Source organism: Streptomyces sp. NPDC093795, assembly GCF_044764665.1.
Taxonomy (GTDB): domain Bacteria; phylum Actinomycetota; class Actinomycetes; order Streptomycetales; family Streptomycetaceae; genus Streptomyces.
The window spans coordinates 65,143-78,750 of the sequence record NZ_JBIWIO010000011.1; the positions used below are offsets into that span (position 1 = coordinate 65,143).

The following is a 13,608-nucleotide window of genomic DNA, read 5'->3' on the forward strand; positions in this document are numbered from 1 at the left end:
CTACCCGCGCAGCACCAGGGCCTGACCGGCGACCACGAGGAGGACCTCCTCGCACTCGTCGGCGAACGCCGCGTTCAGCCGGCCCAGCTCGTCCCGGAACCGCCGCCCCGCCGCCGTACCCGGCACCACCCCCGAACCGACCTCGTTCGTCACCGCGACGACCGTCCGGCGGGTGGCCCGTACCGCCGCCACCAGCTCCGCCGTACGCTTCCGCAGCGCCCGCTGCCCACCGGCCGCCCACCGCTCGTCGTCCCAGGCGTCCACCCGGTCCATGGCGTCCGTCAGCCACAGCGACAGACAGTCGACGAGCAGCGCGGGCCCGTCCTCCTCCTCGAGGAGCGGTACGAGGTCACAGGTCTCAGCCGTACGCCAGGAACCCGGCCGCCGTTCCCGGTGCAGGCCCACCCGCTCCGCCCACTCCGGATCCCCCTCACGGCTGCCGCCCGTCGCCACGTAAAGGACCTCGGGGAAGGACTCGAGACGCCGCTCGGCCTCCACGGATTTCCCCGACCTGGCCCCGCCGGTCACCAGCGTCCGCCGGGGCACGTCCGGCACCTCGTGGTAGTCGCCCACGTACAGCGTCGTCCCGTCCGGCACCGCCCGCGCGCCCGACGCCGCGAGCCGCCGGTCCAGCTCCGCCCCCGTCGGCATGTCGTGGTCCAGGTGCACCGCGATCACCTCGGTCACCGGGCCGACCGCCCCGGTCGCCCGCAGCCGGGCGAGACCGTCCGGGCGGCCCGTCACATCGGCCACCACCGTGTCGTACGGCACCCGGTGGTTCTCCGGAAGCCCGGCGACTGCCCCGCCCGGCGGCAGATAGAGCAGCCGCTCGCCGTCCGCCGACGTCACCTCGTACCCCGTACCGGGGGAGTCCATCGGGACGGCCCGCACCCGGTGCCCGCTGATCAGCGTCAACTCCCGCCCGTCCGGCACCCGCCCGGCCGTCGGAAGCCCCGCGGGCACCTCGACGGCGGGCCCGTCGTGCGGATGCGTCAGCAGAACCTGCCGCACCCCCACGAGCGAATGCCCCGACCGTGCGGCCGCCAGCGCGGCCCCCGGGGTCAGATCGAGCAGCAGGGCCCCGTCCACGAGCAGCGCCGTCGCGGCGCGGACCCGGGGCCCGCGGGAGAGCGCGCACACGGCGCAGGGGCAGTCGGGACGGGGGAGCCCGAGCGGGGCGCCGGTGCCGAGCAGAGTCAGTTCCACCCTCAGATCCTCCCGCGCCACCGCGAGCCGTGCGCGCCCGGCTACTCTGCGGGCAGGAAACCGATCATCCGGTGAGCGCCAGGAGGCGGACATGGCATGGACGTGGCGGTTCGAGAAGTCCGACGGCACGGAGGTCGAGCCGGTGGTGACCCCGGAGGAGTTCACCACCCAGGGCGACGCGGAAAGCTGGCTCGGCGAACACTGGCGGGACCTCCTGGGCGGCGGTGCGGCCCAGGTGACCCTCTCTGAGGACGAGACGAAGATCTACGGCCCGATGCCCCTGAACGCGGAGGGCTAGAGCGCCCGGCGACGGGGGTACGGGACCCACCCGGACCCCGCACCCCCGTGTGGGCAACTGTTCCGCTGGGGCGGCGCCCACCCCCGCCACCCCGTTGTGGGCATTCGTTCCGCTGGGGCGGAACGGGTGGGCACAACGGACGGCGCCCCTTGCCGGGCCTAGGCTTCCACGCCTGGACCCGCACCCCTTGCGCGCCGCACTGCTGGTGCGGGTCCAGGCACAGGGGGCGGGGGCGCCGCCGAGGGCGCCGTCCCGTGTGCCCACCCGTCCCGCCCTGCGGGACGATTGCCCACACGGGGGGTGGGCGGGGGTGCGGGCGGTTGCCCACACGGCGGTGGGGGTGCGGGTGGTTGGCCACGCGGCGCGCCCCGCACCGGGCCGGGTCTACATCTCGCCCAGCGTGACGTCCGTCTTCTCCGTGGCCGTCCCCCGGACATACGTCACCGTCACCTTGTCGCCCGGCCGCCGCGAGGCCAACGCCTCCGACAGCGACGTGATCGTCGTGATGTCCGTGTCACCGAGCCGCGTGATCACATCCCCCGGCTTCAGACCCGCCCGCCCCGCCGCCCCACCCGCCGGCGCCTCGACCACGGCCACGCCCGCCGGCTCGTAGTCGTCGTCGAGCACCGTACGCCCGGTGATGTTCAGGGCCGCCCGCCCCGAGTCCGTCACCTTGCCGTCCTTGATGATCTGGTCCGCGACGGTCCGCACCATCGACGCGGGGATCGCGAACCCGATCCCGGCCGCCGAACCACCACCCAGCTCCGGATCCGTCGCCGCGAGCGTCGGGATCCCGATGACCTCGCTGTCCAGGTTCACCAGCGCGCCCCCGCTGTTGCCCGGGTTGATCGCGGCCGACGTCTGGATCATGTTCCCGATGGTCGCGCCCGTGCCGCCACCCGTCCGCCCCTCGCTGACCGTCCGGCCGGTCGCCGAGACGATGCCCTGCGTCACGCTGCCGGACAGGCCGAGCGGTGACCCCATCGCCAGCACGATCTGCCCCATGTCGACGGCCGTCGAGTTGCCGAACTTCGCCGGCTTGAGGCCCTGTGGCACGGACGCGAGCTTGATCACCGCGAGGTCCTGCTCGGGGTACGAGGAGACGAGCCGGGCGGTCACCGGCTGCCCGCCGGTGGCGGCGGTGACCTTGAAGGTCTTCTCCTGGCCGACGACGTGCGCGTTGGTGACGATGTGTCCCTTGCCGTCGTAGACGACCCCGGAGCCGAGGCTGTTCGCCGCGTCGATCTGCACGACCGACGGCAGGACGTTCTTGATGACGGCCTGGTAGTCGTCCTGGAGGTCGTTGGCGGCGAGCGGCGCCGCCGCTTGGGTGGAGCGCGCACGCGCGGGCGTGTCCCCTGCGGAGGAGCAGCCGCCGACGAGCGCGACGGCGCAGGCCGCGGCGGTCAGGGGGAGGAGGAGGCGTGGGGTACGGGCATGGGCACGGGATACGTCCATGTCCGGAGTATCCGTTTCATCCCCACCCAGGGCCCGACGAACGCACCCGATCAGGGACGTCGAGCCCCGAACACAGGACCGCCGGCTCCAAGCTCCGAGCCACCGAGCTCCGAACCACCGAGCCCCGGCCCGCCAGGCCGGCAGCTCCGAGCTCCGAACCACCGGCCCCCGCCCGCCCGTCTCAGCCCCGCACCCCACACAGGTGCAGCAGCGCCGCGATCCGTCGGTACGGCTCCGTGCGGCCCGCGCGGTCCTCGGCGGCGAGCAGCCGGTCCAGCTCCTCGGCGGCCGGCAGGCCCGCCTCGGCCGGGACGGCGTCCGTGAAGACCCGTACCCCGTACCAGGCGTGCAGCGGCGCCGCGATCCCCGCGAGCGTCGCCGTCAGCGCGTCGAGCCGGTCGGCCCGCACCTTCACGCCGAGGCCGTCCGTGTAGACGTCCGAGTCGAAGCCGCCGAGCGCCCCCGACCAGTCGCCGGCGAGCCCCGGCCGCATGGCCAGGGCGTCCGCGTTCCGTACGACAAGGGAGAGCAGCCCGCCGGGGGCCAGCATCCGGGCCAGGCCGGCGAGCAGCGCGTCCGGCTCGTCCGCGTACATCAGCACGCCGTGGCAGAGGACCACGTCGAAGCTGCCGGGCAGGAAGTGCACGCCGGTCTCGCGGCCGTCGCCCTCGATGAGCCGGACCCGCTCACGGATCCCGGCGGGCTCCGTCGCCAGCGACTCACGGGCCGCCTTCAGCAGGTCGGGATCGGCCTCGAGGCCGGTCACCGTGTGCCCCGCGCGCGCGAGACGCAGGGCCTGTGTGCCCTGGCCCATGCCCGCGTCGAGGATCCGGAGCCGCTGCCCCACGGGGTAGCGGCCGGATATCTGCTCGTCGAGCTGGCGGGCGACGATCTCCTGCCGGATGGTGTCGCGCAGCCCGCCGGACCCGGCGGGCCAGTGAGCGACGGCGGGCAGCACCGGGCCGCCCGCCTCAGAGGTCGCCGCGCCGAAAGCGCGCTCGACGGGCTCCGAACTGTCGGCGCTCAGGGCCGCTCTCCGCGCTTGACCTGCGGCTTCGGAAGCCGCAGTCGGCGCATCTGGAGCGTGCGCATCAGGCCGTAGGCGATGGCGCCGCGCTTCGGCTCGTTCGGGAAGCGCTCGCTCAGCTGCTTCCGCAGGCGGAGCCAGATGCCGATCGAGTCGATGACGATCAGGATGATCACACCGAGCCAGAGCAGCAGGGAGATGTTCTGCAACGACCGGTTCGTGTTGCCGAACAGCGACAGCACGAGGATCACCACGGCCATCGGCAGGAAGAACTCGGCGATCGCGAACCGCGAGTCGACGAAATCGCGCACGAAACGCCGGACCGGACCCTTGTCGCGGGCCGGCAGATAACGCTCGTCGCCGCTTGCCAGCGCCTCGCGCTGACGGGCCAGGTCGGAGCGGCGTGCCTCGCGCTGGCGCTTGGCGGCCTCCTTGCGGTCGGTCGGCACCGTCACGGCGCGGCGGCGCTGGGTCTGCGCGTCGCTCCGCTTCGGGGTCGGGCGGCCCTTGGGGGCCTCGGGGTCGCGGGGCTGCTTGGTGGAGAGGTCCGCCGTCACCTTGTCGGTGGGGGCCTTCTCGTCCTTCGAACGGCTACGGAACACAAAACCCAAGGGTACGGGGTGGTGGGCATGAACCCCATGCCTGCCGGGAACGATCCGCTAACGGACTGCGTCTTCGACGGTACGTACGGCGGACGCGCGGGGTTTCCCCTAGATCCATCTACACCCTGCGCGGGAGGGGAGAGCGCGCACAGTCGTCCTTGGGGAGGAGCACATCCCGCTCCGAACAGTGCGGTAATGGAGACAGGGCCCGTACTGTGGATCCTGTCGAAGAGCTGGAGCCGAAGTCCGTCAGAAGGGGGCGCGCGAAGCCCATGAGCGGTGTCATGAAGCGTATGGGGATGATCTTCCGCGCGAAGGCGAACAAGGCCCTTGACCGGGCCGAGGATCCGCGCGAGACACTCGATTACTCCTACCAGAAGCAGCTGGAGCTGCTGCAGAAGGTGCGACGGGGCGTCGCCGACGTCGCCACCTCCCGCAAGCGGCTCGAACTCCAGCTGAACCAGCTGCAGGGCCAGTCCGCCAAGCTGGAGGACCAGGGCCGCAAGGCGCTGGCGCTCGGCCGCGAGGACCTGGCGCGTGAGGCGCTGTCCCGGCGTGCCGCGCTCCAGCAGCAGGTCAGCGACCTGGAGGTGCAGCACCAGACGCTGCAGGGCGAGGAGGAGAAGCTCACTCTCGCCGCCCAGCGTCTCCAGGCCAAGGTGGACGCCTTCCGCACCAAGAAGGAGACCATCAAGGCGACGTACACGGCGGCCCAGGCGCAGACCAGGATCGCCGAGTCCTTCTCCGGTATCTCCGAGGAGATGAGCGACGTCGGCCTCGCGATCCAGCGGGCCGAGGACAAGACCGCCCAGCTCCAGGCGCGCGCGGGCGCGATCGACGAACTGCTCGCCTCGGGAGCCCTGGACGACCAGTCGGGTCTCGCGAAGGACGACATCCAGGCGGAGCTGGACCGGCTCTCCGGGGGTACGGATGTCGAGCTGGAGCTCCAGCGCATGAAGGCGGAGCTGGCCGGCGGCCCGTCGGCGCAGCAGCAGTCGATCGAGGGCGGTGGCGCGGCCGCGCCGCAGGACCAGACGCAGCAGCAGTCCCACCCGCGCTTCGAGAAGTAGTCGAAGCAGCAGAAGCAGGCGACAGACAGGACGCGTCATGATCGTACGGATCATGGGGGAGGGCCAGTGGAAGCTGGCCGACAGCCACTTCGTCGAGCTGAACAAGCTCGACGACGAGCTGCTCGAAGAGATGGAATCGGGGGACGGGGAAGGGTTCCGGCGCACGCTGGGCGCCCTCCTCGACGCGGTCCGGCGGCTCGGTGAGCCACTGCCGGACGACGCCCTCGAACCCTCGGAGCTCATCCTCCCCGCCCCGGACGCGAGCCTCGACGAGGTCAGGCAGATGCTCTCCGACGACGGCCTGATCCCCGGCTGACGCACGACACCGGTGTCCCGCCACCCCACCCGGGGCGGCGGGACACCGCGCGTTCCGGCGACGGACGCCCGACCTCCCCGCACGCCCGACCTCCCCGCACGTCCGGCCTCACCGCACGTCTGGCCTCACCGCACGTCTGGCCTCACCGGCCGTCCGGCCGCACCCGCACTCCCGGCCGCACCCGCTACTCCCGGCCGCACCCGCCACCCGCCCTCACCCACGGCCGGGCCGCACCCGCACCCCCACCTACCCCCGCCCCCGCCCCGTACCGTGTCCCCCGTGACCCCCACCGGAGCCGCCGCCACCGGCACGTTCTACCTCCGCCTTCGCGACTGGTTCCGCGACCACCCGCTCGCCTTCGACGCGACGGTCGCGTTCGGCGCGCTCGTCTGCATGGTCGCCGGGTCCTTCACCGACCCCCACGGCAGCCCGGACGGGCCGACCTTCGGTGACCACACGCCCGATGTGTGGAGCGTGCTGATCATGGTCGCCGGGGCCGCCGCGCTCGTCCTGCGGCGGCGCTTCCCCTTCCGCGTGCTCTGCTTCACCGTGACGATCTCCCTCTTCGAGCTCGTCAACGACACCCGGCCCGCCCCCATCGCGATGAGCGCCGTCGTCGCGCTCTACACCGTCGCCTCCCGCACCGACCGCCCCACCACCTGGCGCGTCGGCCTCGTCACGATGGCGGTGCTCACCGCCGCCGCCATGATCTTCGGCCCGACCAACTGGTACGCGCAGGAGAACCTCGGCGTCTTCGCCTGGACCGGCATGGCGGCCGCCGCAGGGGACGCGGTCCGCAGCCGCCGGGCCTTCGTCGACGCGATACGGGAGCGGGCCGAGCGGGCCGAGCGGACCCGCGAGGAGGAGGCCGGGCGCCGGGTCGCGGAGGAGAGGCTGCGGATCGCCCGCGACCTCCACGACGTCGTCGCCCACCACATCGCCCTGGTGAACGTCCAGGCCGGCGTCGCCGCCCACGTCATGGACAAGCGCCCGGACCAGGCCAAGGAGGCCCTCGCGCACGTACGGGAGGCAAGCCGTTCCGCCCTGGACGAGCTGCGCGCCACCGTCGGCCTGCTGCGCCAGTCCGGCGACCCCGAGGCGCCCACCGAACCGGCCCCCGGCCTCGCCGTCCTCGACGGACTGCTCGACAGCTTCCGCAAGGCCGGACTCCCCGTCGCCCTGGCCCGTACCGACGGGGAGAAACCTCTGCCCGCGGCCGTCGACCTGGCCGCGTACAGGATCGTGCAGGAGGCCCTGACCAACGTCCGCAAGCACGCGGGACCGGAGGCCGAGGCGGAGGTGAGCGTCGTCCGGGTGGGCCGTACGGTCGAGATCACCGTCCTCGACAACGGCAGCCCCCCGGCCGTCCCCGCCCCCGCTGCTGACCACAGCAGCCACGGCGGCCACGGACTGCTCGGCATGCGGGAACGGGTCGGCGCGCTCGGCGGCACCCTCACCGCCGCCCCCCGGTACGGCGGCGGCTTCCGGGTCCAGGCGATACTGCCGGTGACGTCCCGTACGGGGGAGGACACATGACCATCCGGGTGCTGCTCGCCGACGACCAGGCCCTGCTGCGCAGCGCCTTCAAGGTCCTGGTGAACTCCGAACCGGACATGGAGGTCGTCGGCGAGGCCGCCGACGGCGCCCAGGCCTTGACCCTCGCCCGCGCGGAGCGGCCCGACGTCGTCCTGATGGACATCCGGATGCCGGGCACGGACGGCCTCGCGGCCACCCGCATGATCACCGGAGACCCCGAGCTTTCCGACGTACGGATCGTCATGCTGACCACCTTCGAGGTCGACGAGTACGTCGTGCAGTCGCTGCGCGCCGGTGCCTCCGGCTTCCTCGGCAAGGGCGCCGAGCCCGAGGAACTCCTCGGCGCGATCCGGATCGCGCACGCGGGCGAGGCGCTGCTGTCCCCGGCCGCCACCAAGGGCCTGATCGCCACGTTCCTCGCGCAGGGCGCCGGCGCGGCGACCGTGGACGGCGGCGGGGCCAGGACCGAGCGGCTCGCCGCGCTCACCGCCCGGGAGCGGGAGGTCCTCGTACTCGTCGGGGGCGGACTGTCCAACGACGAGATCGCCGAGCGGCTCGACGTCAGCCCGCTCACCGTGAAGACCCATGTCAACCGGGCCATGGCCAAACTGGGCGCCCGCGACCGGGCCCAGCTGGTGGTCACGGCCTACGAATCGGGACTGGTACGTCCGAGGGTGGAGTGACCGGGGGCCCCGGCGTACTCCAGACGCGGTATGCGCGGGATAAAGATGTGGACCCGGGGGCCGAGGACTTCTTGCCACCGATGGCAGATCGTAGGGACGGGGGGCGCCTCCGGCGGATCCAGCGGGTCCGGGCCGGGGTCTTGGCTGCTCCCGCCTGTCGACGAGTACGCCACAGAAGAGAGACCCCATGTCCTGGCTGTCCAGATTCAGCCTCGCGCAGCGGGCCCTGATCGGGCTGATGTCCATCGTCGCGATCGTGTTCGGCGCGATCGCGATACCGCAGCTGAAGCAGCAGTTGTTCCCCTCGATCGAGCTGCCGATGGTCTCGGTCCTCGCCCCGTACCAGGGGGCCTCTCCTGATGTGGTCGAGAAGCAGGTCGTCGAGCCCCTGGAGAGCAACCTGAAGGCCGTCGACGGCCTGAAGTCGGTCACCTCCACCGCCTCCGAGGGCATGGCCGTCGTCATGGCCTCCTTCGACTACGGCGACGAGTCGACGAAGCAGCTCGTCGCCGACGTCCAGCAGGCCGTCAACCGGGCCCGCGCGCAGCTGCCCGACTCCGTCGACCCGCAGGTGATCGCCGGCTCGACGGACGACATGCCGACCGTCGTTCTCGCCGCCGCGTCCGACAAGGACCCGCAGGCGCTCGCCGACCAGCTGGAGCGGACCGTCGTCCCCGCCCTCGAAGGCATCGAGGGCGTCGGCCAGGTCTCCGTCTCCGGCGTCCAGGACCTCCAGGTCTCCGTCACCCCGGACGAGCGGAAGCTCGCCGCGGCCGGGCTCAGCAGCATGAAGCTCGCCGAGGCCCTGCGCTCCGGCGGCGGCACGATGCCGGCCGGCTCCTTCGCCGAGGACGGCAAGAACCGCACGATCCAGGTCGGCGGCGGCTACACCTCGCTGAAGCAGATCGAGGACCTGCGCATCCCGGCGGCCGTCCCCGGCAAGGGCAAGGCCGTCCGCCTCGGTGACGTGGCGACCGTCCGCCAGGAGGAGTCGCAGCGCGTCTCCCTCACCCGTACCAACGGCAAGCCCAGCCTCGCCGTCATGGCCACCATGGACAAGGACGGCAGCGCCGTCGCGATCTCCGACGCCGTCGAGGAGAAGCTGCCCGAGCTGCGCCGCGACCTGGGCGCGGGCGCCGAGCTGACCGTCGTCTCCGACCAGGGCCCGGCCGTCGCCAAGGCCGTCGCCGGGCTGACCACCGAGGGCGCGCTCGGCCTCGTCATGGCCGTCCTGGTGATCCTGGTCTTCCTGACGTCGATCCGCTCGACCCTGGTGACCGCGGTCTCCATCCCGCTCTCGGTCGTCCTCGCCCTCATCGTGCTGTGGACCCGTGACCTGTCGCTGAACATGCTGACGCTCGGCGCGCTGACCATCGCCATCGGCCGGGTCGTCGACGACTCGATCGTGGTCCTGGAGAACATCAAGCGTCACCTCGGCTACGGCGAGGAACGGCAGTCCGCGATCCTCACCGCGGTCCGCGAGGTGGCGGGCGCCGTCACCTCGTCCACCCTCACCACCGTCGCCGTCTTCCTGCCCATCGGCCTCACCGGCGGCATGATCGGCGAGCTGTTCGGCTCGTTCTCGCTGACGGTCACGGCGGCCCTGCTCGCCTCGCTGCTCGTCTCCCTGACCGTGGTCCCGGTCCTCTCGTACTGGTTCCTCCGCGCCCCCAAGGGCACGTCGGAGGACCTGGCGGAGGCCCGCAGGCTGGCCGAGGAGAAGGAGGAGAAGAGCCGCCTCCAGCGCCTGTACGTACCGGTCCTGCGGTTCGCGACCCGGCGCCGGATCATGAGCCTGGGCATCGCGCTCGCCGTCCTGGTCGTCACCTTCGGCATGGCCCCGCTCCTGAAGACGAACTTCTTCGACCAGGGCGAGCAGGAGGTCCTGAGCATCCAGCAGGAGCTGCCGCCCGGCACCGGACTCGACGCCTCCGACGAGGCCGCGAAGAAGATCGAGAAGCTCCTCGCGGAGACCGAGGGCGTCAAGGACTACCAGGTCAACGTCGGCTCCTCCGGCTTCATGGCGGCCTTCGGCGGCGGCACCGGCACCAACCAGGCCTCGTACAAGGTCAGCCTGGAGGACTCCGACGCGTACGAGGAGACGCGTGCCGCCATCGAGAAGGGCCTCGGCGCCCTCGACGGGATCGGCGACACCACGATCTCGGCCGGTGACGGCTTCGGCAGCCAGGACCTGAGCGTGGTCGTCAAGGCCGCCGACGCGGAGGTCCTCAAGAAGGCCTCCGAGCAGGTCCGGACGGCGATCGCCGGGCTCAAGGACGTCACCGACGTCCAGAGCGACCTGTCGCAGTCCGTGCCGCGCATCTCCGTCACGGCGAAGCCCGCGGCGGCCGACGCCGGGTTCGACTCCGCCTCGCTCGGCATGGTCGTCGCCCAGGCCGTCCGCGGCACCCCGGCGGCCAAGGCGATCCTCGACGACAGCGAGCGGGACGTCCTCATCACCTCGGCGCGGCCCGTCACCACCCTGGCCGGGCTCAAGGCCCTGCCCCTCGGCCCGGTGAAGCTGGGCGACATCGCCACCGTCGAGCTGGTTCCCGGCCCGGTCTCCATGACCCGGATCGACGGCGCCCGCGCCGCGACGATCACGGCCAAGCCGGTCGGCGACAACACCGGCGCGGTGAGCAGCACCCTCCAGACGAAGATCAACGCGCTCGACCTGCCGGAGGGCGCCACCGCCACCATCGGCGGTGTCTCCGAGGACCAGTCCGAGGCCTTCCTCAACCTGTTCCTCGCGATGCTCGCGGCCATCGCGATCGTCTTCATGCTCCTGGTGGCGACCTTCAGGTCGCTGATCCAGCCGCTGATCCTGCTGGTCTCGATCCCGTTCGCGGCGACCGGCGCGATCGGCCTGCTCGTCGTCACCGACACCGCGATGGGCGTCCCGGCGATGATCGGCATGCTGATGCTCATCGGCATCGTCGTCACCAACGCGATCGTCCTGATCGACCTGATCAACCAGTACCGGGCCCAGGGGCTCGGCGTCGTCGAAGCGGTGATCGAGGGCGGCCGGCACCGGCTCCGCCCGATCCTGATGACGGCCCTGGCGACGATCTTCGCCCTGCTGCCGATGGCCCTCGGCATCACCGGCGAGGGCGGTTTCATCGCCCAGCCGCTGGCCGTGGTGGTGATCGGCGGTCTGATCACCTCGACGCTGCTGACCCTGCTCCTCGTCCCGACGCTGTACGCGATGGTGGAGCTCCGCAAGGAGCGCCGCGCGAAGAAGAAGGCGGCGAAGAAGGCGGCGAAGAAGGACTCCGAGAAGAAGAAGGGCGACGCGACGGACAACCCGGACCAACCGGAGGTCTCCCCGCTGGACGCGACTCTCCTCAACCTCCTGGACTGAGTCACGAACGCCGAAGGGCGCCCCGCGATCGTGCGGGGCGCCCTTCGGCGTACAGGGGGGAAGAACCGTTACGGCAGAGCGAGCATCCGCTCGAGGGCCAGCTTCGCGAAGCTCTCCGTCTCCTTGTCGACCTGGATCTGGTTGACGAGGTTGCCCTCGGCCAGGGACTCCAGGGTCCACACCAGGTGCGGCAGGTCGATGCGGTTCATGGTCGAGCAGAAGCAGACCGTCTTGTCGAGGAAGACGATCTCCTTGTCCTGGTCGGCGAATCGGTTCGCCAGACGGCGGACCAGGTTCAGCTCCGTGCCGATCGCCCACTTGGAACCGGCCGGGGCCGCCTCCAGGGTGTTGATGATGTACTCGGTCGAGCCCACGTAGTCCGCGGCGGCGACGACCTCGTGGCGGCACTCGGGGTGGACGAGCACGTTCACACCGGGGATGCGCGCGCGGACGTCCTCGACGGACTCCAGCGAGAAGCGGCCGTGCACCGAGCAGTGCCCCCGCCACAGGATCATCTTGGCGGCGCGCAGCTCCTCGACGGTCAGCCCGCCGTTCGGCTTGTGCGGGTTGTACAGGACGCAGTCGTCCAGGGACATGCCCATGTCGCGGACGGCGGTGTTCCGGCCCAGGTGCTGGTCGGGCAGGAACAGCACCTTTGTTGTGCCGGGCTCTCCCTGCTCGAACGCCCAGTCCAGGGCCCGCTCGGCGTTGGACGAGGTGCAGATGGTGCCCCCGTGCTTGCCGGTGAAGGCCTTGATGTCGGCCGAGGAGTTCATGTACGAGACGGGCACGACCTGCTCGGCGATGCCGGCCTCGGTCAGCACGTCCCAGCACTCGGCGACCTGCTCGGCGGTGGCCATGTCGGCCATCGAGCAGCCGGCCGCCAGGTCGGGCAGGACGACCTTCTGGTCGTCGCCGGTGAGGATGTCGGCCGACTCCGCCATGAAGTGCACACCGCAGAAGACGATGTACTCGGCCTCGGGCTTGGCCGCCGCGTCGCGCGCGAGCTTGAAGGAGTCACCGGTGACGTCGGCGAACTGGATGACCTCGTCACGCTGGTAGTGGTGGCCGAGCACGAAGACCTTGTCCCCGAGCTTCTCCTTGGCCGCGCGGGCGCGCTCCACGAGGTCCGGGTCGGAGGGCGACGGCAGATCGCCGGGACACTCCACTCCGCGCTCGCTCTTCGGGTCGGCCTCGCGACCGAGCAGGAGCAGGGCGAGCGGCGTCGGCTGTACGTCGAGTTCAGGACGGGCTTGGGCCGTGGTCACGTCACGCACCCTTTCTTCGAGGAGCCTTCGGGGGATGCTTTTCGTCGAAATGACGTTATCTATCATAACCGCTTCACGTCACGTTGACGATGGCCATAGTGTCGATGTGACGAATTCGCGGTCCCCGCAGCTGGACTTCGCCGTCCCCGCTCCTGGACAGGGTGTGCGAGCATGAAGGGAGAAAGACCCCACACGGCCCGGAATGAATCCGGGGCACCGTCGGTTGCAACCGTCGGCAAGCAGTCTCCGTACACACCGGGAGAGAAGCAGATGTCCGTATCGGACGAGAAGACCACTGTCAGCGACGGCATCCTCCTGTCCGACGCCGCCGCGGCCAAGGTCAAGGGCCTCCTCGAACAGGAAGGCCGCGAGGACCTGGCTCTGCGCGTCGCCGTTCAGCCCGGCGGCTGCTCCGGCCTGCGTTACCAGCTGTTCTTCGACGAGCGTTCGCTCGACGGCGATGTCGTGAAGGACTTCGACGGCGTCAAGGTCGTCACCGACCGCATGAGCGCCCCGTACCTCGGCGGTGCCTCGATCGACTTCGTCGACACCATCGAGAAGCAGGGCTTCACCATCGACAACCCGAACGCCACGGGTTCCTGCGCCTGCGGCGACTCGTTCAGCTAAGCCGCACACCGCGTGCACATGAGGGCGGCGGGCCCGGGGGGCAACCCGGGCGCCCCCCCCAACTGCGGGTGGGCCCCCGGGGGGCGCCCGGGATCGGGCGCGGGCCCCCCGGAACCCGGGGCGCCGGCACCCCCCGCCCGGGGCCCCCCGGGCGCT

General features: G+C 71.6%; 12 protein-coding genes. 7 read left to right on the forward strand and 5 right to left on the reverse strand.

Translation table 11 applies throughout. The features are described from left to right. Positions 1–1,206, reverse strand: a complete 1,206-nt coding sequence (locus ACIRB7_RS26980) for a bifunctional adenosylcobinamide kinase/adenosylcobinamide-phosphate guanylyltransferase (RefSeq protein ID WP_403603387.1) — start codon at positions 1,204–1,206, stop codon at positions 1–3. Positions 1,207–1,297: 91 nt separating this feature from the next. Here ACIRB7_RS26980 and ACIRB7_RS26985 point away from each other — a divergent pair, with 91 nt between their 5' ends. After that, positions 1,298–1,504 carry a hypothetical protein gene (locus ACIRB7_RS26985; RefSeq protein WP_403603389.1) on the forward strand — a complete coding sequence of 69 codons (207 nt, stop codon included), beginning with the start codon at positions 1,298–1,300 and terminating at the stop codon, positions 1,502–1,504. A 384-nt stretch (positions 1,505–1,888) separates the two neighbouring features. On the opposite strand, the gene ACIRB7_RS26990 is transcribed toward ACIRB7_RS26985, so the two are convergent. From ACIRB7_RS26990 to ACIRB7_RS27000, 3 genes are all read right to left on the reverse strand, one after another. Beyond that, complete coding sequence (locus ACIRB7_RS26990; RefSeq protein ID WP_403603391.1) at positions 1,889–2,962, reverse strand: S1C family serine protease; 1,074 nt, start codon at positions 2,960–2,962, stop codon at positions 1,889–1,891. A gap of 181 nt (positions 2,963–3,143) precedes the next feature. Then, a complete protein-coding gene (locus ACIRB7_RS26995; protein WP_403603393.1) occupies positions 3,144–3,920 on the reverse strand; it encodes a class I SAM-dependent methyltransferase in 777 nt (258 codons plus the stop codon). 65 nt (positions 3,921–3,985) lie between these two features. Then, a complete protein-coding gene (locus ACIRB7_RS27000; protein ID WP_403603395.1) occupies positions 3,986–4,591 on the reverse strand; it encodes a DUF3043 domain-containing protein in 606 nt (201 codons plus the stop codon). 272 nt (positions 4,592–4,863) lie between these two features. Here ACIRB7_RS27000 and ACIRB7_RS27005 point away from each other — a divergent pair, with 272 nt between their 5' ends. From ACIRB7_RS27005 to ACIRB7_RS27025, 5 genes are all read left to right on the forward strand, one after another. Further along, the gene (locus tag ACIRB7_RS27005; protein ID WP_403603397.1) at positions 4,864–5,661 is read left to right on the forward strand and encodes a PspA/IM30 family protein; all 798 of its coding nucleotides are present in this window, start codon (positions 4,864–4,866) and stop codon (positions 5,659–5,661) included. A 37-nt stretch (positions 5,662–5,698) separates the two neighbouring features. Further along, positions 5,699–5,977 carry a hypothetical protein gene (locus ACIRB7_RS27010; protein WP_403603399.1) on the forward strand — a complete coding sequence of 93 codons (279 nt, stop codon included), beginning with the start codon at positions 5,699–5,701 and terminating at the stop codon, positions 5,975–5,977. 279 nt (positions 5,978–6,256) lie between these two features. Further along, positions 6,257–7,513, forward strand: coding sequence for a sensor histidine kinase (locus ACIRB7_RS27015; protein WP_403603401.1), 1,257 nt, complete (start codon positions 6,257–6,259; stop codon positions 7,511–7,513). Next, positions 7,510–8,196: a response regulator gene (locus tag ACIRB7_RS27020; RefSeq protein WP_403603403.1), complete on the forward strand. Its 687-nt coding sequence runs from the start codon at positions 7,510–7,512 to the stop codon at positions 8,194–8,196. Before ACIRB7_RS27015 ends, ACIRB7_RS27020 begins: the two co-directional genes overlap by 4 nt. Positions 8,197–8,383: 187 nt before the next feature. Next, positions 8,384–11,557 carry an efflux RND transporter permease subunit gene (locus ACIRB7_RS27025; RefSeq protein WP_403603405.1) on the forward strand — a complete coding sequence of 1,058 codons (3,174 nt, stop codon included), beginning with the start codon at positions 8,384–8,386 and terminating at the stop codon, positions 11,555–11,557. 68 nt (positions 11,558–11,625) lie between these two features. Here the strand turns inward: ACIRB7_RS27025 and nadA are convergent, their stop codons facing one another. Further along, positions 11,626–12,825, reverse strand: a complete 1,200-nt coding sequence (nadA, locus tag ACIRB7_RS27030; RefSeq protein WP_403603406.1) for a quinolinate synthase NadA — start codon at positions 12,823–12,825, stop codon at positions 11,626–11,628. A 270-nt stretch (positions 12,826–13,095) separates the two neighbouring features. Between nadA and ACIRB7_RS27035 the strand changes: the two genes are divergently transcribed. Beyond that, on the forward strand, positions 13,096–13,452 hold the full coding sequence (locus ACIRB7_RS27035) for an iron-sulfur cluster assembly accessory protein (RefSeq protein ID WP_056645451.1): 357 nt from the start codon (positions 13,096–13,098) through the stop codon (positions 13,450–13,452). Positions 13,453–13,608 lie beyond the last annotated feature (156 nt).

Excerpts from the sequence above, each read along its gene's own strand:
- ACIRB7_RS26985 (WP_403603389.1), top strand. The coding sequence starts at position 1,298 with ATGGCATGGACGTGGCGGTTCGAGAAGTCCGACGGCACGGAGGTCGAG.
- ACIRB7_RS26990 (WP_403603391.1), bottom strand. The coding sequence starts at position 2,962 with ATGGACGTATCCCGTGCCCATGCCCGTACCCCACGCCTCCTCCTCCCC.
- ACIRB7_RS27005 (WP_403603397.1), top strand. The coding sequence starts at position 4,864 with ATGAGCGGTGTCATGAAGCGTATGGGGATGATCTTCCGCGCGAAGGCG.
- ACIRB7_RS27010 (WP_403603399.1), top strand. The coding sequence starts at position 5,699 with ATGATCGTACGGATCATGGGGGAGGGCCAGTGGAAGCTGGCCGACAGC.
- ACIRB7_RS27020 (WP_403603403.1), top strand. The coding sequence starts at position 7,510 with ATGACCATCCGGGTGCTGCTCGCCGACGACCAGGCCCTGCTGCGCAGC.
- ACIRB7_RS27025 (WP_403603405.1), top strand. The coding sequence starts at position 8,384 with ATGTCCTGGCTGTCCAGATTCAGCCTCGCGCAGCGGGCCCTGATCGGG.
- ACIRB7_RS27035 (WP_056645451.1), top strand. The coding sequence starts at position 13,096 with ATGTCCGTATCGGACGAGAAGACCACTGTCAGCGACGGCATCCTCCTG.